The following is a 21,662-nucleotide window of genomic DNA, read 5'->3' on the forward strand; positions in this document are numbered from 1 at the left end:
GGGGCGTTGGGTTGCGCTTCGCTTCACTTCATCTACGGGTCCGTAATATCAATGGGTTACGGGTCGGTAGGTGAGGCTTGTCGAAACCCAACGCTTCTCTCAGCGAATCTGAATCTCCAGCGTGGCGGTGGCCTGGTATTCTCCGGTGTGGGGAACATGTCCGGTGGTATTGACCGGCGCGGCGGTGAACTCGGTGCTGCCTCTACCGTCAGTGTAATCTTCAATCGGCAATTCGGCGCTGCCGCCGGGAACGATGGTATTATCGTATTTATCGGAAATCCGTATCCCCAAATTCTCATTGTCGGTTTTCAGGTAGTCCGGGTTGTGCGGATCGGTTGCGCCATTTAATGACATTGACAGGTTGGTGCCGTCCGCCACGTTGCTACAGGTAAAGTTTACCTGAGTGGTGACGTGCGAGTTCTGCGGACTGTCGCCGAGGTGACGAATATCTTTGCCCTCAATATCCGGTAGCCTGACCTCGATAACCTGCCCGGCGTTGATGGAGCAGGACTGCGGCACGGTAATGGTCCCGGACATGGTGACGTGCGCCATCGGTGGAACGGAAGGGGGAATATTATCTCCGCTGCTGCCCGGCGTTTTTGACAAATAGAGATTCATAATCGTCGTCTCAGGAATGGTGATTTCACCTACCAGTGGGTGAGTAATATAAATACGCACGTTACCCTTATTCCCTGCGGACATTTTGTTTATGTTCGCGCCCGTACACCCGCCTGCGGTGGGGTCCTGATTACTGATCGCTGAAAAGGGAACGGGGATATACTGTTTCAGGTTACCGACGATGTAGGTTTCCGTACCAATCTCCAGCTTACCCGCGACCAGAACATAAAAATCCATCTGTTGCCCATTGCTACCCGCTTCGCTGTACGTTCCTTTTTGTGTTAAATCGCCGGTCGTAGCGGTGAAATAGTTAACGCCCTGATAATCTTTATTATCGCAGTCGCACCTGGCGCTGTATTCGCCGCCGACCGACCAACTCTCTTTGACTATTTTCCCTGCCTGGTTCTCATCCGTATCGGTAATGGTCTGGTCAAGGGGAAAAAAGAAATTATGCGTGCCGCTGGTGGGTTGACACCAGCCGCTTCCGTTGCCCATCGTTCCGTCTGCCAGCGCATGGCCTGAAAATAGCGACAGCGCCAGCAGCATCCATAAATTCTTCATTGTGTTCCTCACTGGCAGACGGCGTTCGCCATCACTATGCCGTTCATATTTTTGCTGATATCCAGGCGGTAATCCGCGCGGCAAGAGGCGCTTCCCCAGTTCACCAGCAGCAGGCCCTCTTCCGGCAAGCCGCTGAGGAAGACCTGGCCTTTATCGCCGACGATACTGGCCAGGTTCGCATCCTGCCCATCGACGCTTGCCGTCGCGCCAAAGGGCACGGGCTCGCCATTGCTGCGCGTCAGCGTTAACAACACGCGATAGCCCTTATGCGTGTCATACGCCGCGCGCACCACCGCATTACGCGTCGGGTAGACGGTCTGGTTGTTGAGCGGAATATCCACGTTGTCAGCAAACGTGCTGCTGTCGAGCGAGATATCGTAGCGATAATACGGCGTGACGTTGGGGATCACCGTATAACCCCGGAAGTCGGTGGCGACGCCGGTCTGGTTTTCAACCGAAACGCCGCTGGCGCCGGGCGCTTTAATTAAAATCGCCGCGCCGGTAATCGGCTGGCTCAGGGTAATACCGTTTTCGTGCGCCAGAATGCCGCCGCTGATGCCGTAGCTGACCTGTTGGCTATCTGGCGACTGATTGTAACCGGCGTTGAGGTTGGCATAAGTGCCTTTATAGCTGGCGTTTACCCCGCCGGAATCACCGTCTTGTGTGCTGTGGCTTTGCTGTAACGACCAGTTCAGGTTTCTGTCACGCAGCGCGGTGCCGCTAAGGGTGGTGCTGTTTACCGTGGCATCGTGCTTACGCGTGTTCAGCATATAGCTGGCGTATAGCCTGGAATCGAACACCGTAAACGGAACGTGCAGCGACAGCGTGAACAGCCGATCGTTCTGGTTATAACGATCGTCGTCGTTGTCATCATCGTCATTGTCCGAACGGTACTGGTAGGTGTTTTTGTTATAGCTGTAGCTCAGCGTATAGCTCACCGGACCCCAGCTATTGTTGTAGCTGGCGCTCAGGGATTCCATCTGCTGCGCGCTGTGCCAGTAATCTTCTTTGACCCAACTTAGCGTTAAGGAACCGAGCGTATTGCTAATTTGCTGGTTGACCGAAGCTTCGAAACGATTATGGCGCTTGCCGTAGTTATCATAAAAATCATCGTCCGGGTTGATCACCTCGCTCAGCGAATTGTAGTTTTCGCTGGCGTAACGATAGCCGGCCAGCGAAAACGTGGTGCCCGTACTGACGACGCCCTTGCTGTAGCGGACGCGCCAGGATTGCCCGATTTCTTTGCGGCCATCGTCAAATTTGGCGTGCGACCAGATGCCGTCCAGGGAAATGGCCCCCAGCATCTGCATATTTTGCCCGACGCCGAAGGCGACGGACTGGTATTTATCGCCGGCAATCTGGCTGCCGCCGTACAGGGTGATGCCCCACGGCAGGCCGTACAGCAGGGTCGCCTGGCCGAAGTCGTCCAGCGTGTGGTTGTTATAATCGCGATATTTACCCACGGTCACGCTATATTTTGCCCGTCCGGTGCGCTGCAGAATCGGCAGCGAAGAGTAGGGCACGATAAAATGCTGTTCGCTGCCGTCGGCTTCTTTTACCGTCACGTCATAGTCGCCGTTGCTGCCGGTGGGAAACATATCGTTGATTTCAAATTCGCCCGGCGAAACGGCGGTCTGATAGGCGATATAGCCGTTTTGCCGCACGATAACCTGCGCGTTTGAGCGGGCGATGCCGCGAATCGTCGGGGCGTAACCACGCTGGCTGTTGGGCTGCATTTGATCGTCAGAGGTGAGCTGGAGGCCGCGAAAAGGTACGCTGTCGAACACGTCGGATGGCGTATTGCTGTCTCCGGCGGTAAACTGGCTTTTCAGCGCGATAATGTCGCGCTGTAAATAGTTATAAACGCTGTTCCAGCTACCGCTCTCGCCGTTATTTGAACTCCAGTTACTGTAGTTGCGAAAACGCCACGGCCCGAGGTTAAAACCCGGCTGGAGAGCGAGATACTTCGATTCCGCATCGTCGGAATCCTCACTGGAACCGTACTCTTTATAGCCGCTGAAGCTGTAGTTCAGCATCAGCGCGGTAATCCCCTCCTGCCACTTTTCCGGCGGCACGTAGCCGCGTGCGTTGTTGGCGATGTAGAGTTGAGGGATGCTTACTGATAATGTCTGTTGCTGAAAATCAAACCGCTGGCTGGCGCCGGGGATAGCGCTGAGATCGACGCAGCCTTTTTCACTCTCCAGCGTTGGAAAAAGGTCGGTTTTGACGCCGTTATCTTTTAGTTCCTGAAGCCGTAAACAGCCCTGTAATGCCTGTTGACCGTCACTGAGCGTCGCGAGTTGAAAATCAACGTTTCGTGCGCCGATTTCTGTTTTATTGATATTGATAGTGACGTAATAGGTGCCAGGCAGCTGGCTTTTGTCGTTATCAAATGTCGACAGATCGACGCTTGTGCGACTCGCCTGCCCATGGTTTTCAATAAATGCCGGATTGAAATAGTCGCGCGCCCATGCAACGTGTGCGAACGTGCTGCCCAGCGCGATACACACAGCGCAGCGCGATAAATAAAATACCCGGTGTTGCCTTTTGCGCATCGGCACTCTCATCCCTGTCACTCTTCTCAAGGCGTTTGTTTATGTTCGGGGCCAGTACCGCCAAAATCGTTGATGATAGACCAGACAATCGGGCCGCTGGCGGCGGCAGGCAGCGTGTACTGCGCGTTGCCGAAAGGCGCCACATAGCGCGGGGCTTTCACTTTTTGACTGCCAACGGAAAGGGTGGCGAAGTTCATATAATAGGGCGTGGGGTTCTTCACGGTGAGCGTGCGACCCTGACGCGACCACGTTAACCGATCGGCAACCTCTTCTGGTTTTTGGGTTAACGCTTTTGGCCGGTAAATCAGCTTAAATTCCGCTTTAACGGCCAGCATGAGTGTGTTGTGTTTATTGTCCGGATTGCTGCTGGGAATCGATTTAATATCCAGCCAGTACAGCGACTCGCGATCTTCCGGCAAATTGCCGCCGGTACGGATAATTCGTAGTACGTTCTTTTGCCCGCCATTAAGGCGAAAAAGCGGCGGGGTGACCATAAACGGCGCATCGCCGCTCGCCCCTGTTTCGCTGATCGATTGCGCCCAGGACTGAATTAAATAGGGAACGTTGTCGTTATTGCTTATCGATATGGACGCATCTTTGGCATCGCCGTGAAAAATAACCCGCGTTGTGCCGATGTTTATCCCTGCGGCATGCGCCAGCGAACCGCACAACAGGCAACAAAGCAACCCTGCTTTAGCCAATGAATTCATTGATGACCTCAATAAACAAAGGGGCCAGCCGACGCTGGCCGCCAGGATCAGTTATATTGCAGATAGAATGTTGCGGTTGCATCGACCGTTCCCGACTTAACGGGAACCGCGGTGGCGATATAGCGGGCGGTGAAAGGCATTGAGAGTTCCGTCACCCCCTCTGCTGTAGGGAGGTTGACTGGGGCAGACCATGCCTGAAGATCGTTAAAGGTCATAGGGGTGCTAGTTTTATCAAGAATTTGCACGCCAATATTCTCAGCATCATCCTCATTTTTCAGGATGGTCGCATCGGTTCCGTCGAGTGTGCCTTCAAAGCGCGCCTGTACACTGCTGTAGACGTTTGCGTCGCAGTTTTCGAGTTCGATGGTGAAGTCTGTATCCCCTGCCGTCTGCCCTGCGGCAGTGAAAAGAGAGGCAAATTCTTCCTGTAATGTCACCTCTACTGAATCCGTTTTTACCGTACAGGCGTTTTGCTTAATGAGGCCGGTGATATGTACGGTGCCGTCTTTGGCGGTGTCTGCCAGCGCGGCGGGGGAGAGGGTGATGGCGGCCAGTGCCACAGTGAGTGTTTTTAAGGAGAGTTTCATTATCTTTGATCCTTTAAGATATTATAAATATTGACATAGTAACAATATCTATAGTGTGGAAAGTTATTGTTCTTTTTATTCCCGAATGAGTAAATATAATGTCCGATGATTTTTACGGCGAGAAGAAAAATTCAGAATACATAAATATGAAATATTTATAATATATATTTAATCAATTATTTTGGTGAGTGTTTGTTTAATTGAATCGCCGTGATTACCCTTTAATGGGCCAGATTCTATGAAGGCTGCTAACAATTTTAAAAATAATGCAAATTTTTTTGAATAAAAAATGATCGTGGTCATAGTGTGTTGTCGGCCAAAAAAACATGCTGACATCATGCAGGATTGGAGCTCAATGGAGGAGAAGTTATGCTGGGATGGGTCATTTCCTGTCATGACGATCGGGCGCAGGAAATGCTCGAAGGTCTTGAAAAGAAGTATGGGCCGTTGGCGCAGTGTCGGGCGGTCAATTTCTGGCGTGGGTTAAGCGTAAATATGCTCAGCCGCATGATGTGTGACGCCCTCCATGCCACCGACTCCGGTGAAGGCGTGATATTTTTAACCGACATTTCCGGCGCGGCGCCTTATCGTGTAGCGTCGCTGATGAGCCATAAACATTCTCAATGTGAAGTTATTTCCGGTGTTAGCTATTCATTGATGGAGGAAATGATTACCTGGCGAGAGTCAATGAGCAGTTCAGCATTTCGCGACCAGATTGTCGCGCTTGGCGCGCCGGATGTCACCAGTCTCTGGCATCAGCAGCAGAAAAATCCGCCTTTTGTATTGCTGCATGATTCGTATGAGTTTTGATCAATACCATTGACGACGCTTTTGCTACAATGACGGCGTTTTTTCGCCTCGGTTATGATATATGGTTATGCGCGTTGTTCTTATCTTGCTGTTCTTTTTCGCCGGTAATGTGTTGGCTGCCTTGCCCGCTCGTTATATGCAAACGACGAAAGATGCCGCCATCTGGTCGCAGATTGGCGACAAAATGGTGACCGTAGGGAATATCCGCGCCGGACAAATTCTTTCCGTAACGCCTGTTGCGGCTGATTATTATGCCTTTAAATTCGGCTTCGGTGTGGGGTTTATCGATAAAGGCCATCTGGAATCCGTGCAGGGAAAACAAAAAGTGGAAGATGGCCTGGGCGATCTTAACAAGCCGCTCAGCAATCAGAATCTGGTGACCTGGAAGGACACGCCGGTGTATAACGCGCCGGACATCAGTAGCGCCCCGTTTGGCGTATTGGTGGATAATTTGCGTTACCCCATTATTAGCAAGCTGAAAGGCCGGCTACATCAAACCTGGTATCAGATCCGTATTGGCGACAGGCTGGCTTATGTCAGCGCCATGGATGCGCAGGAAGACAACGGCATTCCGATTTTGACCTATCATCACATCTTACGTGATGAAGAGAATACTCGTTTTCGCCATACGTCCACCACGACTTCGGTTCGGGCATTCAGCAACCAAATGACCTGGCTTCGCGATCGCGGCTATGCCACGTTGACGATGTACCAACTGGAGGATTACATCTATAACCGCGCGAATTTCCCGGCGCGCGCGGTGGCTATCACCTTTGATGATGGCCTTAAATCGGTGAGTCGCTATGCGTATCCGGTATTAAAGCAGTACGATATGAAAGCGACGGCATTTATTATCTCATCGCGTATTAAGCGCCATCCGCAAAAATGGAATCCCAGGTCGCTGCAATTTATGAGCGTGTCCGAATTGCGCAAGATAAGCGATGTTTTTGATTTTCAATCGCATACCCATTTTTTACACCGGGTAGACGGGCATCGCCGCCCGATTTTATATAGCCGCAGCTACCATAATATTCTGTTTGATTTTGAACGTTCGCGGAGGGCGCTCACACAGTTTACTCCGCACGTATTTTATCTTTCTTATCCCTTTGGCGGCTATAACGCGACCGCGATCAAAGCAGCAAAAGACGCCGGTTTCCATCTGGCGGTCACCACGGTGAGAGGGAAGGTGAAGCCGGGAGATAATCCGATGCTGCTCAAAAGGCTGTATATTTTACGCACAGATTCGCTGGAAACGATGTCGCGGCTGATAGTCAATCAGCCGCAAGGGTAGTTTACTCGTAGGTTACCTGGAAGGTGACAGACGATCCGAAAATACCGGGTGTCACGGCCTCCGTCCCTGTTTTGACCAGCTTTGCTTTAAAGTTGGCGTTTACTGAGGTCACCGGCCTCCCGATTATATCGCCCACGGCAATGACTTCTGGCGAACTGTCGGCATGAATTTGCGAATAGGCCGGTGAGCTTATTTTTACGCCGACGCCGCCAGCCGCGGTAACGTTTGAGTTGCTGGTAATCGAGTTGGTAAACAGGTTCTTATCCGCATTGGTATATGAGGATTTCGCCACGAACGAGACTGCAATCGTCCCGGTACAGGTTCCGGTAATCTGAAAAGGCACCTCGGTGGTCTGATCTTTCTCCACGTCGCTTCGGTACCAATCACCTAAATTCACGGTGGTGGGCGCGGTAAGAATACAGGTCGGTTCGGAGAATGGAATGTTAAACATCATATCAGAAATGGTGATTAGCGGGCGAGGATGGTCAGATTCAGAACCTATGGGGTCTCCGAGAACAATGTGCCCCAATGGGCCGCCGATTGAGCTAATAAAACCGACTCCCGAAGGCACGCCATTAAAGCCGGGCATCTGGTAGATTTCCATCACGGCGTACCATTTTTTTTCATGTTCGAAATAGCCTTCGTTGTCGTCAGCATAAGCGGTCATATAATATTGACCAGGATTGACGGGAAACCATCCGGTAATGCCTTTCCCTGCGGGGTATAACCCAATGGCATACGTAATGCCGGGTATATTGGTGCGAAACAACGCCTTACCGTCGACATACCCTTCAAGTAAGGTGTTGTCCGTCATCTGGTAAATGTTCTCTCCATCATCCCCCACTGCACAGTGGCTATGCATTTCCGGCGTTAATTCCATCGTAATACCGCTAGCCAGCAGCGTGGCGGTTTGCACCGAGGGGTGAAAGGTAATGATTGGTTGAACGCCTGGCGACATTATCTGTCGTGTATCGCCATTGTAAAATTTACATTCCAGGGCACCATAGGCTACGCCGGATGCGCTCAACAATAACAGTGCGGCCAGATAAGGGAATAGCTTCATCATAAATCCTTTTATTCGTAGCTGACGTCAACCAACACGTTGCTGGTGACAACGCCGCTGACAACTGCGCCCGTATTCTGATAGCGCGCGTAAAACTGATAATCCGTTAAATACAGCGAACTGCTTTTTCCGCTGACGTCGTAAACTACGTTAGAACTGCCATCGCTGTTTAAGACGTTAGTTTTATAGTCTGCCGAGAAAATGACGATCCCCACGTTTTGCGCCGCGCCTGTTGTGGCATCATTTTTGAAAACCTGGTTTTGGTTGCTCCAAAAACCGGATTGCGGCGTAAAGCTGAACATCAACTGCTTGATGCTACTGTTATCTGCACAGTCTTCGAGACGCACGTTAAAAGGCGTGCCGCCCGCCTCGTCGGTAGGCGCATATTTACTGCTGCCGTCGTTATTGTAAAACCATGCCCGCGTGACGTTGGGAAGGTAGACTTCCCCCCCATTTTCCAGACTGAGTTTGCAGGTGCTGTTAACAATACTGGCGGTCAGATTGATATCCAAATTGGAACCCGCCTGGCTGATGCCAGACCAAAACCCGCCCGTCAGACCCATAAGCAACATAAGACTGGGCTGGCGTAAAAGAAACAGTAACTGTTGCATGAACAAATCACCTGAAAATTAAGGGTATGTCACAACAAAGGTGACCGGAGCCGTGACATCGCCGGCGGTGACGTCGCTCAGGCTTTTACCGTTTGCCACCACAATGCGTGACGTCATTGGGTAGGTACCCGCACCGTTGGTAATGGTCACCTCCTGTGCGGCTGGTGGCGTTTTACAAGACAGTTTCACCCCCGTGTCTGCATCGCCGCCCCAAATTTCGAAGGCGGTATTCAGGCCCGCCGCGTAAGAATCGCCGTCTAAATTATCACCGGAGCAGGTGCCGCCGGTGCCCGCTTTTGCTTCTACTTCTGCGATGGTTACGCCGGAACAATTGCTGAAGACAATGCTCAGTGGCATCGCTTTCTTGTTAAGATCCGATTTATATGTCTCACCATAGCCAATGGTGCTGACATTTTTTCCGTCACCATTAACGACGATAGCTTTACAGGTACCGGTTGTCACTGTGGTCTTAAAGGTCATTTGTACACTGTCGGTACCGGTAATAGCGGCTCTGACCACTCCAGAGAATAAGACGGCAGAAACGGATAATGTGATTAAAGCGGATGTAAATTTCATAGTGATGCTCCGTAGATCTGCGTTAATTACTCGTAGCTAAATACGAAAGTCGCAACGGCTGAGAAAGCCCCGGTGGTAGCCGAATTTGCCTTGGTCTCTTTCATGATGGCGATCAGCGGAACCTCTTTACTGTTAATTTCTACCTCACTCCAGACCAGACGTTCTGAATCGGCGGTGGAGTTAATAACAAAAGGTTCATCTGGTTTGGATGCGCGCGCTACTGACACCCCCATATAGTCGGCTGAGCCTTTTGTTCCATTCGTTAATATTTTTGTTGAATACCCGGATGGCGTTCCGTTGATTGATGTCTTTAATGATTGAAGCGATGCCGGGCATTCAACAATCACTAATTTAAAATCTGCCGTTGCTGTTCCCGCTCTTACATCATCAATACGAACTTCACCACTACTATTACCAATGATTAATTCCTGTACCGTGTCGGAGCCTGTACCACCGACCAGTTTCATGTCACAGGTGGTTTCTTTAATTGTGGCCGTGAAATTAACATCCAGGTTAGTGGAGTTAGCGGCAAGCGCGCTTCCAGAAGCTGCCATTACGGCAAGTGCCGCGATGGGAAGACTGAGGCGGTTTCTTTTCATATAAACTCTCATTAGTTTTTCCCTAAACAGGTCATTACAGGTGACAAAGTTGATTGCTCAATACGGGGGTTAGTCCCGCTTTTGCCGTGGTTTCAGCTAATTGGTAACGCACCGTACAGGTGCTTTCTTTACCACTGCCCCACACCACGCGAAGTTCGCCTTGCGGTTCTACGCCGCGCACGTACGCCTGTCCGGCCTGGCCTACGGTACCGACAGTTTCATTTTTCTCGTTAAGGACATCTGCGCCTAAAGGAATAAAGCCTTTATCGCTACGCAGTAATTCCAGAATCAGTGAGCGACCTTCATCGGTTTCAAAATTCACCAGCACGACGGCGCCGCTACGCGGTACGGTAACCGTGCTGGTGCTTTTGATTTCAACATCGTTCTCCAGTGTGCTGATATCCAGCGACACCCGGTTTTCGCGGTAGGCTGACATATACGGTAAAATGCCATAGCCCGAACTGCCGATTTCGCTGCTGCTGTAGCCCAGTCCTGCGCCTTGTGCGCCGCTGGCTTTCACCAGTGCGACGGCGTCGGTTTCGCCAATGCTGCCCGGCGCGAACGCTACGCCGCCAGAATGCAGCACCATGCCACCGCTGTAACTGGCGGAATATTGCTGGCTATTGTCGTCGCCAAACGAGGCGGAAAGCCCTAATGGGCCATAGCTGCTGTTAAGGGAGCCAAAGCCACTTACCTGATTCAGGTTGCCGTAATTACCGCTGCTGGAGGTGGCGCTCACGGAGTAGCTGATGTCGCTATCTTTGGTATTACCGCTGGCGGTGGAGTTGACGTTAGTACCGCCCTTCATGTCAGAACGCAGGCCCATGTTAATATTGGAGAAACCGCCAGATCGTTCCCCGTTGTGGGAGAACATACTCAACGGAATACTGAAACTTAAATAGACGCTGTCGTCTTTACTGCCGTTCTGGTCATAGGCGCGTTGTAATGACACGCTATAGCTGCCGTAGGCAAAACTGTTGTTGTAACCCACGCTATAGTTGGCCGTGGAGCCCGCATCATTCCAGTAGTCCTGCCATGTTCCGCTGACATACACAGAACCCCAGGTTGTTTCTCCCTGGTTTAAGGGCTGGTTGATGCTGATTTGCACCTGATTTTTGGTACGCTGGTAATCGTCATATAACTCATCACCTGAGCGATAACTTTGCTGCGCATATTGCTGATGTTTAACGCTGTCTTGCAAAGACGCGGCGTCATTCAGGCTGAGGTAGTCTTCAGTAGAAAAACGATAAGCGGCGACGTTAAATGAGGTATTGGTCGCCTCGATCATTTTGCTATAGGTCAGCCGGTAGCTTTGCCCGCTGAGCGTGCCTAAATCATCAATACTGGCGTGAGATTGCGTCACATCAAAGGCGAATGCGCCAATACCGGTGTTCATTGCCAGACCTAATAACCCAGCATAGAAATTCATATCGGTATACTGCGCGCCGATATAGCCGGTAAAGGTGTTGTTCAGGCCATAGTAAAACTGCGCGTAACCCACCTGCGGTTTATCATGTAAAGAATCATCGTTCAGCTCGCCGACGCCGATATCCCAGCGTGTCGCGCCGGGGCGTAACATTTGGGTGACTGACGAAAAGGGAACGGTAAAGCTGCGTTTGCTGCCGTCCGCTTCTTCTACGGTGACCAGCAGATCGTTACCATAACCTGTGGTGCTAAGGTCGTTAATCTCGAACGCCCCCGGCGGTACGGTGGTTTCGTAGATTTTATTGCCGCTTTGCATCACCGTGACTTTGGCATTGCTGTTGGCGACGCCGCGGATAACAGGCGCGTAGTTGCTGGAGCCCATCGGTAACATGCGGTCATCGTTATACATCCGTATCCCGCTCAGGCTGAAGGAGTCAAACGCATCGCCACGGGTGTAGGAGTCGCCTATCACCATTTGCGCTTTCAGCGCGGTGATATCTCGCTGTAAATAAACGTCCTGATTGTTGTATTCGCTACCGGTATCTTTGTTCCAGTTAAGGCTACCTCGGGAACGCAAACGCCACGGTCCCATATTTAAACCGTAACGTAGCCCCACGTAAGCGGTATCGGACGTTGTGCCATTGCCTTCACTGTGCCAGGCGTTCATATCATAAGAGACGATGGCCGCCGGAACGCCATCTTCCCACAGTGAGGGGTCAACATACCCGGCAGGACGTTTCAGGATATAAATCTGCGGGAAGTTGAGATCCATCGCCTGTTTGCCGGAATCGTAATTCGCCGTCGCACCGGGGTAGTATTTTTTTATATCCAGACACGTGGTGTTGTCGTCGACCTCGACGTCATCGCGCATTGCGGCGGGATCAACACCTGCCTGGGTGAGTAAAAGCGGCGTCAGACATGCACTGGCGCGTGGCGTACCGTTTTCATTAAAGGTAATTTCAGAGGTAGATTTCAACGCATTGTTAAGATTCACTTTCACACGATAGGTTCCGGCAAGCACCGGGTTGCCATACGCATAGCGACTAATATCGATATTAGCGCTGCTATTAAGTAAAAATTGCTCGTTAAATTCTACGGCTTCGTCCGACTCAACAACGGTTTTTTCTGCTGCTGAATTTGCAGCAGAAACGGAAAAAGGGAGTGCAGCGCCAATAGTAAGACATAATAATGAGCGTTGAAATAGCATTGTTTTTCCGAATAATTAACGTGGACCAGAATGGCCCACTACATTGGTACGTAATTGTTATAATTGATTAGTCTATTTTGGCTTCTCGTTTATTTGTGCCACCATTGTCATTAATGGTGCTATAGATAACGGTACCGTTAATATTATTCGAAAGGCCTTTTACGGGCATGCTGACCCCGCTAAAGGGTAAAACGGATTTGCTGTCGACAGTATATTCTTTACCGCCCACTTTTAATTTTACGTTGGAAATAGAAACGTTGTACGCGCTGTCATTTTGGGCAAATAGTGAAAGCGTATTGCCTTCTTTTTTCTGCGACCATTTCAGGTTTGCAGCCGCATCGCCAGGCGTGCCTTTCAGGCCATCCGGGCGGAAAAATAATTTGATCCGCGTGCGAAAGGCGAGTTGAAGTTGATTTAAACTCTCGCCTTCTTTCGCTTTTGATTTTGGCGGAATTTCCAGCACGTTAAACCAAAACAGCGATTCCCGATCCTGAGGTAATGCGCTACCCATATACGTAATACGCAAGGATTGCCCTTTTTGTGGATCGATACGAGATACCGGAGGCGTAATGACAAACGGCAGTTTTAGCTCCTGCGGGTCAACACCGTCACGCCCGTCATCCAGCCAGGTTTGCACCAGTAGAGGTTTATTGCCCCGGTTATCCAGGTTCACAATCACGTCTTTTGATGACGCTGGGTACACAATACGTGTTCCGGAAATGACGATATCCGCGTTTACCTGGAATGTGGTAAATGCCGTGAAGGCCGCGGCAGCGAAGCAGGTGGTTTTAAATCCCTTTGTAATAACCGTATTGACCATTTTACCCTCCCTGTAGGTATACTTTAAAATTAAAATCCCCCAGCACAGCCGCTGAGGGATTGGCTAATCTTTTTAAATACAAAGGATTAGTTATAAATAACGGTGAAGGCAACTTGTGCCTGTACGGTTCCTGCCGTTACCGGGCTGGTGTCTGCATTCCACTTCTGGCCCTGGGTGTAGGCTACGCGGTAGAACAGGTCACCAGTGCCATCAGCGGAAATAGTGGCTTTCTGCGTGTTGTTAGTCTGGTCAATTTTGATCAGATCGGTAGCGCCGTTACCGTTGTTAGCCAGCACCAGGTTAACGTTTTCTGCTGCTCCTTGCAGATTAGCCGGTGGTACTAACAGACCACCTGACGTTGAGCTGGAACCGCCCCAGGAATTAAATTGCGCGGAGGCATCTTTTACCGTTGCGTTATCACATTCGCTCAGATTCAGAGTGAACTGTTTTTCGCCCAGAGTACTATTATCACCCAGTGCGGTAGCGAAGTTTTTAACAAAAACGGTATCCAGCGTAATGTCAAAATCATTACCGTCTTGATCTATTTTATTATCAAGAGAGATTTTACAGGTATTGTTAGAAACCAGACCGTGGAAAGTAATAGTACCCGTATCTGGATCTGCTGCCATTGCAGACCCGGCACTCAAAGTCATTGCAATAAAAGCGGCTACGCCATATTTTCTGAAAAACATTTAGAATATCCATATTTTAGTGATAAATATAAATAAAATATATTTATATATCTTATTTGTTGAAATATTAAATTTCGAGACGGATTTTATAGAGAGTGGCGATGAAAGGGAATAAAGCCATCCATTAGAAATACTTTATCTTTTTTTAAGTAAAACTAATGCTTTATTATTTAAGCAATAAGATAAATAATAAATAATATTATTTATTTGTGATTTAAAAAAAGACAACCCGTCCCAAAATATGTTTTTCTGGAAGGGTTGTCCTATTATTGAAAATCAGGCAACCTGAACCGGAATAGCTTTCGCGGTGCGCTTCATTTCGTTGTCGCCTTCAAAATAGGCCACTTTCGGACGCCATGTACGCGCTTCTTCATCAGACATGGTGACGAAGCTGGCGATAATCACAATGTCGCCAACTTCAGCGCAGTGCGCCGCCGCACCGTTCACCGAGATGATTCTGGAGCCGCGTTCAGCCGCAATCGCATAGGTTGAGAAACGTTTCCCATTGGTCACGTTCCAGATATCAATCGCTTCGTTTTCCAGAATACCGGAGGCATCAAGGAAATCCTGGTCAATGGCACAGGAGCCTTCGTAGTGCAGGTCCGCCTGCGTGACTTTTACGCGGTGGAGCTTGCCTTGCAGCATGGTGCGAATCATAACTTCTTTACCCTGTCGTTTACCTTGGCTAAGCAGGCGCTTGTGGCCTGCTTTGGAAATTCTCAGGCAGTATTGCCCGATTTTTAACCCCTGTCTACTGGGCTAATGTAACGCTTTGATTATCGATCAGACGCGCCTGACCCAGCCAGGCGGCAGCCAGAATCACTGCGCGTTTGCTGGTTTCCGTCAGCTCCAGCAGCGTGTCGGCATCACGGATTTGAATGTCGTCGGCACGGAAGCCTTTTTCATTCAGTTCCTGTTCGGCAATGGCAATAATCTCTTGCAGCTCACGATTACCCGCAATCAGTTTTTCAGCGATGCTATTCATCACGTTGTATAGACCCGGCGCAATTTTGCGCTGCTCTGCGGTCAGATAAGCGTTACGTGAGCTGAGCGCCAGACCGTCTTTAGCGCGAATAATCGGCACGCCGACGATCTCAATGTCATAACTCATATCCGCCACCATTTTGCGGATCAGCGCCAGTTGCTGGAAATCCTTCTCGCCAAAGCAGGCGATATCCGGCTGGATCAGGTTGAACAGCTTGCTGACGATAGTCGAGACGCCGCGGAAATGACCTGGACGGCTGGCGCCTTCCAGCATGGTGGAGAGGCCGGGAACATCAACGTACGTCTGGCCTTCCAGCCCCTGTGGGTAGATTTCCTCAACGGCTGGCGCAAAGACATAATCGACTTTGCGTTTGTTCAGCTTTTCACAATCTTCCTGCAGCGTGCGCGGATAACGCACCAGATCGTCCGGCCGATCAAACTGCATCGGATTGACGAAAATGCTGACGATCACCACATCAGCCCGGGCTTTTGCCTCATCGACCAGCTTCATATGGCCGTCGTGCAGGTTGCCCATGGTGGGAACCAGTGCGACGCGTTTACCTTCCTGACGCAGACGACGAATATGCTGGCGCAGCAGCGGCAGGGTTTCAATGATTAGCACAACAAAACTCCTTGAGTTGCTTGATGATCCTGCCCGATGGCGCTGCGCTTATCAGGCCTACATCCGTTGAGGATCTGTAGGCCGGATAAGACGCGTCGCGTCGCCATCCGGCACGGTCAGAAAAATTAGTGAAAGCTGTGTTCTTCGCCCGGATAAACGCCGGACTCCACTTCAGCCATATACTGCTGTACGGCGGCGCGCATGTCGCCCGCTTCGGCAAGGAAATTTTTCGCGAATTTTGGAATATGACCGCCGGTGATGCCAAACGCATCGTGCATCACCAGGATCTGACCGTCGGTGACGTTGCCCGCGCCGATGCCGATCACCGGAATCGACAACGCTTCCGTGACGCGCTTCGCCAGCTCAACCGGCACGCATTCCAGCACCAGCAGTTGAGCGCCAGCGGCTTCTAAAGCCAGCGCATCATCCAGCAGTACCTGCCCGGCGTCGCCGCGGCCCTGAATTTTATAGCCGCCGAAGATATTCACCGACTGTGGCGTTAGCCCCAGATGACCACAAACCGGCACGGCACGTTCGGTGAGCATTTTCACCGTATCAACCAGCCAGGCGCCGCCTTCAATTTTGACCATATTGGCCCCCGCACGCATCACGATAGCCGCGTTTTCACATGCCTGTTCCGGGGTGGCGTAAGCCATAAACGGCAGGTCGGAGAGCAGCAGGCAGTTCGGCGCGCCACGTCGCACGGCACGAGTGTGGTAAGCGATATCTTCCACGGTGACCGGCAGGGTGGAGTCGTGCCCCTGAATCGTCATGCCCAGTGAGTCGCCAACCAGCATCACATTGATACCTTCGTCGGCAAATAACTTAGCGAAGCTGTAGTCGTAGGCGGTAATTGTCGCGAAGCGTTTTTTCTCTTGCTTGCATTTCTGCAGCAGTGAAATAGTGGTGGGTTTCATAACGTTTCCTGATGGTAAAAGTTATATTTCCCGGCATTCTAACAGTCATATTCAGGGGGGCAATTGATTTAAGCAATCGTTTGGCGCTAAAGCAGTAAACGCTAAAGGGGAGGCGATGTTTTACCAGTGGGCGGGTTTTGCAGCACCAAGATGGGTGAGATGCTGATGCAGGCTGATACCATCCGGAAAGATCAGATCAGGAGCGATTTCGAATAACGGCCACAGCATAAAACCGCGGTTTTTCATGTCGTAGTGCGGCACGGTCAGACGGTCGGTGTTAATGACTTCATCGCCAAACAGCATAATGTCGAGATCCAGCGTGCGCGGCCCCCAGCGTTCGGCCTTGCGCACCCGGCCCTGTTGCAGCTCAATGCGCTGGGTATGGTTAAGCAATTCTTCGGGGGCGAGAGCGGTATCCAGCGCCACCGCAGCGTTCAGGTAATCGGGCTGATCCTGTGGGCCAAGCGGCGGCGTGCGGTAAAACGAAGACACCGTGACGATACGGCTATCGGGAATGTCGGCGATAGCCTTCAGGGCGGCATTGACCTGCTCCAGCGGAGAGGCCAGATTACTGCCAAGCGCGATATACGCGATCGTCATACGGTGCCCTCGCGGCGCGGCGCGCGTTTGCGCGGACGTGAACGACGGCGGCGTGGAGCAGGATCGTCGTCCAGCTCGTTGAGCATCCCTTTTTGTTCCGGCGGCGCGGAAGCCTGAAACTCGGCCCACCACTGCGCCAGACGTTGCAGTTCAGTATTATTTTCCACCTGAGCGCGCAGCTCCAGCAAATCAAACGCGGCGCGGAATTTGGGATGTTCCATCAGCTTCCAGGCGCGTTTGCCCTGACGACGGGACATGCGTAACTGAAGCTGCCAAATATCACGGGTCAGCGTGGTAAGGCGTTTCGGGATCGCCAGTGAACGGCAGGCTTCATCCAGCACGTCATTCATGGCCAGCGCGAAAGCATCGTAATAGGCCAGGCCGCTCTCCTGAGCGATTTTTTGCGCCATCTCCAGCAGCGGATACCAGAACATGGCGGCAAACAAAAACGCCGGGTTAACGCGCATCTCGTTACGGATGCGGTTATCCGTATTCTTCAACACCTGTGCAATGATGCGTTCCATTGCGCTGTCGCCGTTTTCGGTGAAATAACGCGTAATGGTAGGAAACAACGGCTGGAAGAGGTGGTATTCCCGCAGTTGTTGATAGGTTTCATAACCGTTCCCCGCCTGCAACAGCTTCAGCGACTCTTCGAACAGGCGCGCGGGAGGAATGTCGTTTAGCAAGGTTGCCAGACGCGGGATTGGCTCAGCCGTTTCAGGGCTGATACGCATATTGAGCTTCGCAGCGAAACGCACGGCGCGCAGCATTCGAACCGGATCTTCGCGGTAGCGCGTTTCCGGATTGCCGATCAGGCGAATCACGCCTTCTTGCAGATCCTGCATCCCGCCGACGTAATCGCGCACAGTAAAATCCGCCACGCTGTAGTAAAGGCTGTTGATGGTGAAATCGCGGCGCTGGGCATCTTCTTCGATAGAACCGAAGATGTTGTCGCGCAGCAGCATACCGTTTTGCCCACGCTGGGAGGTCGTACGGTCGCTTTCACTGCCTTCATGATGACCACGAAACGTTGCCACTTCGATAATTTCCGGGCCAAACATCACGTGAGCCAGGCGGAAACGACGCCCCACCAGACGGCAATTGCGGAATAATTTCCGTACCTGATCCGGTGTTGCGTTGGTGGTCACGTCGAAATCCTTCGGCTTTTTACCGAGCAGGAGATCGCGGACGCCGCCGCCGACCAGGTAGGCTTCATAGCCCGCTTTGTTCAGCCTGTACAGTACCTTGAGGGCATTTTCACTGATATCTTTGCGGGAGATAGCGTGCTGTTCACGCGGGATAATCGTCATATGTGGACGGGCGACGGCTTGTTCTGCCTCGCTCTCCTCGCGGCTTAACACCTTACGGCAAAAATTAGCGACTCGGGTAAAAATAGCGCACCTCGGTAGTGTCATACATTAATAAGATCAACTTACTCTATGTCTTTCGCATTACGGCAGACGGGCGTAAGAGAGCAACGCGACCTGGGCTGTAAGCATCATTAACGCCGCAGCAATGCGAAAGACGATGAGCAAAAATAGCGGCTAATCATAGCTCAGCGAGACGCATTTGAGAATGCCGGATTTACATTAGCCGATGTGGGTACGGCTGTAAGCCTCCAGTGCGCCACTGCAAAGCGCAGCAACTCCTCAACAGACATCTCCTGCCACGCTACGACGGTGCGTTGGCCTAAAAAGCGCAATGCCTGGACCAGTACCGGGCGCGGATCGCCTGTCGCAAGCGCAGGGGCATGATTTTGCTTGGAAAGTTTAGCGCCTTGTTCGTTGAGCGCCAGCGGAAGGTGCACGTAGCCTGGCGCACGCCAGCCAAACTGTTTATACAGCGAAAGTTGTCGGACAGTGGGTTCGATTAAATCTGCGCCGCGGACGATCTCCGTCACCCCCTGAAAATGATCGTCGACCACCACGGCCAGATTATAAGCAAACAGTCCGTCGCGGCGGTGGATAATAAAATCTTCGCTCGCCAGCTGTGGGTCAGCCTGGATGTCGCCGCGCAAGGCATCATGGAAATGCATCACCGGATGCTGCTGTTTAATTCTGACGGCGGCATTCTCCGGCCCGTGGCATAACGTCCGACAATGGCCGTCGTAAATACCGCCCAGACGCTGAATGCGCGAGCGGGGGCAAGTGCAGTAGTAGCTCAGTCCCTGCTCGTGAAGCCAGGCCAGCGCCTCGCGATAAGCCTCATGACGCTGTGATTGCCATAAGACCTCGCCATCCCAGTGCAGGCCGTAATGTTCCAGCTGGCGCAGAATGGTCGCTGCGGCACCGGGAACTTCACGTGGGGGATCGATATCCTCGATGCGAACGCGCCAAATTCCGCGTTGCGCACGGGCCTGTAGATAGCTGCCGAGGGCGGCGATTAACGAGCCGAAATGCAGTTCGCCGGATGGCGACGGCGCGAAACGGCCAATATAGAGTGAGTCAGTCATGCTGCGGGCAATAAAGAATAAGGCGGGAAAACTCCCGCCTGTCATAAATAGGGTAGAAACGTACGGGATTAACCCGCCATCTGTTTTTCGCGAATTTCAGCCAGCGTTTTGCAGTCGATGCACAGATCGGCTGTTGGACGCGCTTCCAGGCGGCGGATACCAATCTCCACCCCGCAGGACTCGCAATAACCGAAGTCTTCATCTTCCACTTTCTTCAGCGTTTTCTCGATCTTTTTGATCAGTTTGCGCTCACGGTCACGATTACGTAACTCCAGGCTAAACTCCTCTTCCTGCGCGGCGCGATCGACCGGATCGGGGAAGTTGGCGGCTTCGTCCTGCATGTGCGTCACAGTGCGATCGACTTCATCCCGGAGTTGATTACGCCATGCTTCAAGAATACGCTTGAAGTGCGATAGCTGGGCTTCGTTCATATACTCTTCGCCCGGTTTCTCCTGGTACGGCTCCACCCCAGCGATGGCGAGAATACTCAGGGACGATGTTTTACGGTTTTGCCCTTCTTGCATGTTGCTTCTCCTTAACACGCACTATCGATCCCCATGTTCGGGGGAAAATCAGGTCGCTATAAATAGCAGATGCTTTTCCGGATAGCAATTATCTAAACGTAACACTTGACAACCCTGTGAGGAAAAGCGTATTTACGCACGCGGCCAGAATACTTAATAATCAGGCTGTTATTCCACTACAACGTTATGGGTACTGGTTCGTTCAGTTCCATTTTTTGGGCTGAAAGTTCTGCTTTATAAGCTAAAACTTCCACGCCTTTATTCTGAGCCTCGCTCAATAGCTGCGCGTATTTTATATCGATATGACGTGCGGGTGAAAAACGTGTAATGGCGGAGTGCAGCACCGCGAACACTACCACCGCGCGATGACCTGCCGCCGCAACGCCCATCAACTCCCGAAGATGTTTTTGCCCTCGTTCGGTGATGGCGTCGGGAAAATAACCGTTTTCTTTTTCCGCTAACGTGACCGATTTCACTTCAATATAGCAGTCCGGGCGGAAATCTGCCTGTAACATAAAATCTATACGGCTGCGCTCGGCGCCATATTTGACTTCACTTTTCAGAATATTGTACCCCGCCAGCGCCGGCAGGCGATTCTCCTGAATCGCTTCTTTCGTTAGCTGGTTCGCCCGCAGCGTATTCACGCAAATGAATGCGCCGGATTGCGTTTCAGTCAATTCCCAGGTATGCGGATATTTGCGTTTAGTATTTTCTGATGTCGAATACCAGACGGTATCGCCAGGCGTGGCGCAGCCGGTCATCGCGCCGGTATTAGGACAGTGCAGCGTAAGCGTTGTACCGTCAGGGGTGATCACATCGGCTAAAAAACGTTTATAGCGCTGAATCAGCGTAGCGCGTTGTAAAGGGGGTGAGAATAGCATCGACATTCCTTCATTATTATTCGCCCAGCGTCCAGCGCTGCAGCTCGGCATAGCGGGTACGGCCTTGCCCATACGAAGAGGCGTAAAGCGCAAACGACGTGACCGGAAATGACCAGCAAAAGCCCGGCGGCGGGATAGCCACCGTATGGCTGGCGTCGCGCAGCAGCGTAATATGCGGGTGAAAAGGCTGCGGGCTTTGGTAACAACCGCTGCGGGCGGCCTGCGCGCGCAGCATATTAGCCAACTGCAACAACCCGCGCGGCGGCTGGCGCATCCCCAGCCACACCACGCGTGAACGCAGCCACTGACCGGCGTCATCCAGATGTAGCGTAAAGCCCGGCTGGCGAATTCGTCCGGCCAGTTGCGCAAGAGCGCGCTGCTTATCGCTACTGACGTCGCCTAAAAAGGCCAGCGTCAGGTGTAGGTTCGCCGCTGCGACGGGGCGTCCGTCTTCAGACGCAAAATGGGCGGCGCGCCAGGCGATAATTTGCGCGCGCGCGTCGTCGGGTAAGTCAATCGCAAAAAACAGCCGTTTTGGCTCAGACATAGGGATACTC

General features: G+C 51.8%; 22 protein-coding genes. 2 read left to right on the forward strand and 20 right to left on the reverse strand.

The genetic code is table 11. The annotated features are described in order from the left end of the window. Positions 1-99: 99 nt before the first annotated feature. From J4617_RS19420 to J4617_RS19435, 4 genes are read right to left on the reverse strand one after another with little or no spacing between them, the layout of a single operon-like run. Positions 100-1,179 carry a fimbrial protein gene (locus tag J4617_RS19420; protein WP_017465637.1) on the reverse strand — a complete coding sequence of 360 codons (1,080 nt, stop codon included), beginning with the start codon at positions 1,177-1,179 and terminating at the stop codon, positions 100-102. Between the two features lie 8 nt (positions 1,180-1,187). Further along, positions 1,188-3,734, reverse strand: coding sequence for a fimbrial outer membrane usher protein (locus J4617_RS19425; protein WP_017465638.1), 2,547 nt, complete (start codon positions 3,732-3,734; stop codon positions 1,188-1,190). 26 nt (positions 3,735-3,760) lie between these two features. Continuing rightward, positions 3,761-4,444 carry a fimbrial biogenesis chaperone StiB gene (gene stiB, locus J4617_RS19430; protein WP_001086403.1) on the reverse strand — a complete coding sequence of 228 codons (684 nt, stop codon included), beginning with the start codon at positions 4,442-4,444 and terminating at the stop codon, positions 3,761-3,763. Between the two features lie 47 nt (positions 4,445-4,491). Continuing rightward, positions 4,492-5,031 (reverse strand): fimbrial protein, encoded by a 540-nt coding sequence (locus J4617_RS19435; RefSeq protein WP_000777532.1) that lies wholly within the window; start codon positions 5,029-5,031, stop codon positions 4,492-4,494. Between the two features lie 369 nt (positions 5,032-5,400). Between J4617_RS19435 and J4617_RS19440 the strand changes: the two genes are divergently transcribed. Both J4617_RS19440 and J4617_RS19445 read left to right on the forward strand, forming a co-directional pair. Then, the gene (locus J4617_RS19440) at positions 5,401-5,841 is read left to right on the forward strand and encodes a PTS sugar transporter subunit IIA (RefSeq protein ID WP_000901960.1); all 441 of its coding nucleotides are present in this window, start codon (positions 5,401-5,403) and stop codon (positions 5,839-5,841) included. 61 nt (positions 5,842-5,902) lie between these two features. Continuing rightward, on the forward strand, positions 5,903-7,132 hold the full coding sequence (locus J4617_RS19445; RefSeq protein ID WP_000245313.1) for a polysaccharide deacetylase family protein: 1,230 nt from the start codon (positions 5,903-5,905) through the stop codon (positions 7,130-7,132). A 1-nt stretch (position 7,133) separates the two neighbouring features. Here the strand turns inward: J4617_RS19445 and J4617_RS19450 are convergent, their stop codons facing one another. The 16 genes from J4617_RS19450 to thpR form a co-directional block, all read right to left on the reverse strand. Continuing rightward, positions 7,134-8,198: a fimbrial protein StkG gene (locus tag J4617_RS19450; RefSeq protein ID WP_223195164.1), complete on the reverse strand. Its 1,065-nt coding sequence runs from the start codon at positions 8,196-8,198 to the stop codon at positions 7,134-7,136. Positions 8,199-8,206: 8 nt separating this feature from the next. Further along, complete coding sequence (locus tag J4617_RS19455; RefSeq protein WP_001186620.1) at positions 8,207-8,806, reverse strand: fimbrial-like protein; 600 nt, start codon at positions 8,804-8,806, stop codon at positions 8,207-8,209. 18 nt (positions 8,807-8,824) lie between these two features. Further along, positions 8,825-9,382 (reverse strand): fimbrial protein, encoded by a 558-nt coding sequence (locus tag J4617_RS19460; RefSeq protein ID WP_000673423.1) that lies wholly within the window; start codon positions 9,380-9,382, stop codon positions 8,825-8,827. Between the two features lie 26 nt (positions 9,383-9,408). Next, entirely contained in the window at positions 9,409-9,993 is a 585-nt protein-coding gene (locus J4617_RS19465) for a fimbrial protein (RefSeq protein ID WP_024137248.1), read from the reverse strand. Positions 9,994-10,015: 22 nt separating this feature from the next. Further along, a complete protein-coding gene (locus tag J4617_RS19470; protein WP_017465641.1) occupies positions 10,016-12,613 on the reverse strand; it encodes an outer membrane usher protein in 2,598 nt (865 codons plus the stop codon). A gap of 67 nt (positions 12,614-12,680) precedes the next feature. Continuing rightward, positions 12,681-13,433 carry a fimbrial chaperone gene (locus J4617_RS19475; RefSeq protein WP_000248435.1) on the reverse strand — a complete coding sequence of 251 codons (753 nt, stop codon included), beginning with the start codon at positions 13,431-13,433 and terminating at the stop codon, positions 12,681-12,683. An 86-nt stretch (positions 13,434-13,519) separates the two neighbouring features. Further along, positions 13,520-14,125, reverse strand: a complete 606-nt coding sequence (locus J4617_RS19480) for a fimbrial protein (protein WP_000466117.1) — start codon at positions 14,123-14,125, stop codon at positions 13,520-13,522. Positions 14,126-14,401: 276 nt separating this feature from the next. Continuing rightward, a complete protein-coding gene (gene panD, locus J4617_RS19485) occupies positions 14,402-14,782 on the reverse strand; it encodes an aspartate 1-decarboxylase (RefSeq protein WP_000621526.1) in 381 nt (126 codons plus the stop codon). Positions 14,783-14,876: 94 nt separating this feature from the next. After that, positions 14,877-15,731 (reverse strand): pantoate--beta-alanine ligase, encoded by an 855-nt coding sequence (panC, locus tag J4617_RS19490; RefSeq protein WP_000905347.1) that lies wholly within the window; start codon positions 15,729-15,731, stop codon positions 14,877-14,879. A 125-nt stretch (positions 15,732-15,856) separates the two neighbouring features. Beyond that, complete coding sequence (gene panB, locus J4617_RS19495) at positions 15,857-16,648, reverse strand: 3-methyl-2-oxobutanoate hydroxymethyltransferase (protein ID WP_000805487.1); 792 nt, start codon at positions 16,646-16,648, stop codon at positions 15,857-15,859. Between the two features lie 120 nt (positions 16,649-16,768). Further along, complete coding sequence (gene folK / locus J4617_RS19500; protein WP_000150777.1) at positions 16,769-17,248, reverse strand: 2-amino-4-hydroxy-6-hydroxymethyldihydropteridine diphosphokinase; 480 nt, start codon at positions 17,246-17,248, stop codon at positions 16,769-16,771. Further along, entirely contained in the window at positions 17,245-18,642 is a 1,398-nt protein-coding gene (gene pcnB, locus J4617_RS19505; protein ID WP_125540466.1) for a polynucleotide adenylyltransferase PcnB, read from the reverse strand. The genes folK and pcnB overlap by 4 nt, the downstream gene beginning before the upstream one ends. A 161-nt stretch (positions 18,643-18,803) precedes the next feature. Continuing rightward, positions 18,804-19,700 carry a tRNA glutamyl-Q(34) synthetase GluQRS gene (gluQRS, locus tag J4617_RS19510; protein ID WP_023356612.1) on the reverse strand — a complete coding sequence of 299 codons (897 nt, stop codon included), beginning with the start codon at positions 19,698-19,700 and terminating at the stop codon, positions 18,804-18,806. 68 nt (positions 19,701-19,768) lie between these two features. Next, positions 19,769-20,224, reverse strand: a complete 456-nt coding sequence (gene dksA / locus J4617_RS19515) for an RNA polymerase-binding protein DksA (protein ID WP_001155232.1) — start codon at positions 20,222-20,224, stop codon at positions 19,769-19,771. Positions 20,225-20,400: 176 nt separating this feature from the next. Then, positions 20,401-21,105 carry a DNA/RNA nuclease SfsA gene (sfsA, locus tag J4617_RS19520; protein WP_000899412.1) on the reverse strand — a complete coding sequence of 235 codons (705 nt, stop codon included), beginning with the start codon at positions 21,103-21,105 and terminating at the stop codon, positions 20,401-20,403. Positions 21,106-21,121: 16 nt separating this feature from the next. Further along, entirely contained in the window at positions 21,122-21,652 is a 531-nt protein-coding gene (thpR, locus tag J4617_RS19525; protein ID WP_001294178.1) for an RNA 2',3'-cyclic phosphodiesterase, read from the reverse strand. Positions 21,653-21,662 lie beyond the last annotated feature (10 nt).

This window comes from Salmonella sp. 32010601201800023SM (assembly GCF_017572235.1).
GTDB classification, from domain to species: domain Bacteria; phylum Pseudomonadota; class Gammaproteobacteria; order Enterobacterales; family Enterobacteriaceae; genus Salmonella; species Salmonella enterica.

Excerpts from the sequence above, each read along its gene's own strand:
- J4617_RS19460 (WP_000673423.1), bottom strand. The coding sequence starts at position 9,382 with ATGAAATTTACATCCGCTTTAATCACATTATCCGTTTCTGCCGTCTTA.
- stiB (WP_001086403.1), bottom strand. The coding sequence starts at position 4,444 with ATGAATTCATTGGCTAAAGCAGGGTTGCTTTGTTGCCTGTTGTGCGGT.
- J4617_RS19445 (WP_000245313.1), top strand. The coding sequence starts at position 5,903 with ATGGTTATGCGCGTTGTTCTTATCTTGCTGTTCTTTTTCGCCGGTAAT.
- J4617_RS19435 (WP_000777532.1), bottom strand. The coding sequence starts at position 5,031 with ATGAAACTCTCCTTAAAAACACTCACTGTGGCACTGGCCGCCATCACC.
- J4617_RS19470 (WP_017465641.1), bottom strand. The coding sequence starts at position 12,613 with ATGCTATTTCAACGCTCATTATTATGTCTTACTATTGGCGCTGCACTC.
- J4617_RS19420 (WP_017465637.1), bottom strand. The coding sequence starts at position 1,179 with ATGAAGAATTTATGGATGCTGCTGGCGCTGTCGCTATTTTCAGGCCAT.
- J4617_RS19450 (WP_223195164.1), bottom strand. The coding sequence starts at position 8,198 with ATGATGAAGCTATTCCCTTATCTGGCCGCACTGTTATTGTTGAGCGCA.
- J4617_RS19480 (WP_000466117.1), bottom strand. The coding sequence starts at position 14,125 with ATGTTTTTCAGAAAATATGGCGTAGCCGCTTTTATTGCAATGACTTTG.
- J4617_RS19455 (WP_001186620.1), bottom strand. The coding sequence starts at position 8,806 with ATGCAACAGTTACTGTTTCTTTTACGCCAGCCCAGTCTTATGTTGCTT.
- folK (WP_000150777.1), bottom strand. The coding sequence starts at position 17,248 with ATGACGATCGCGTATATCGCGCTTGGCAGTAATCTGGCCTCTCCGCTG.
- J4617_RS19475 (WP_000248435.1), bottom strand. The coding sequence starts at position 13,433 with ATGGTCAATACGGTTATTACAAAGGGATTTAAAACCACCTGCTTCGCT.
- dksA (WP_001155232.1), bottom strand. The coding sequence starts at position 20,224 with ATGCAAGAAGGGCAAAACCGTAAAACATCGTCCCTGAGTATTCTCGCC.
- panB (WP_000805487.1), bottom strand. The coding sequence starts at position 16,648 with ATGAAACCCACCACTATTTCACTGCTGCAGAAATGCAAGCAAGAGAAA.
- J4617_RS19440 (WP_000901960.1), top strand. The coding sequence starts at position 5,401 with ATGCTGGGATGGGTCATTTCCTGTCATGACGATCGGGCGCAGGAAATG.
- J4617_RS19465 (WP_024137248.1), bottom strand. The coding sequence starts at position 9,993 with ATGAGAGTTTATATGAAAAGAAACCGCCTCAGTCTTCCCATCGCGGCA.
- panD (WP_000621526.1), bottom strand. The coding sequence starts at position 14,782 with ATGATTCGCACCATGCTGCAAGGCAAGCTCCACCGCGTAAAAGTCACG.
- gluQRS (WP_023356612.1), bottom strand. The coding sequence starts at position 19,700 with ATGACTGACTCACTCTATATTGGCCGTTTCGCGCCGTCGCCATCCGGC.
- sfsA (WP_000899412.1), bottom strand. The coding sequence starts at position 21,105 with ATGCTATTCTCACCCCCTTTACAACGCGCTACGCTGATTCAGCGCTAT.
- J4617_RS19425 (WP_017465638.1), bottom strand. The coding sequence starts at position 3,734 with ATGCGCAAAAGGCAACACCGGGTATTTTATTTATCGCGCTGCGCTGTG.
- thpR (WP_001294178.1), bottom strand. The coding sequence starts at position 21,652 with ATGTCTGAGCCAAAACGGCTGTTTTTTGCGATTGACTTACCCGACGAC.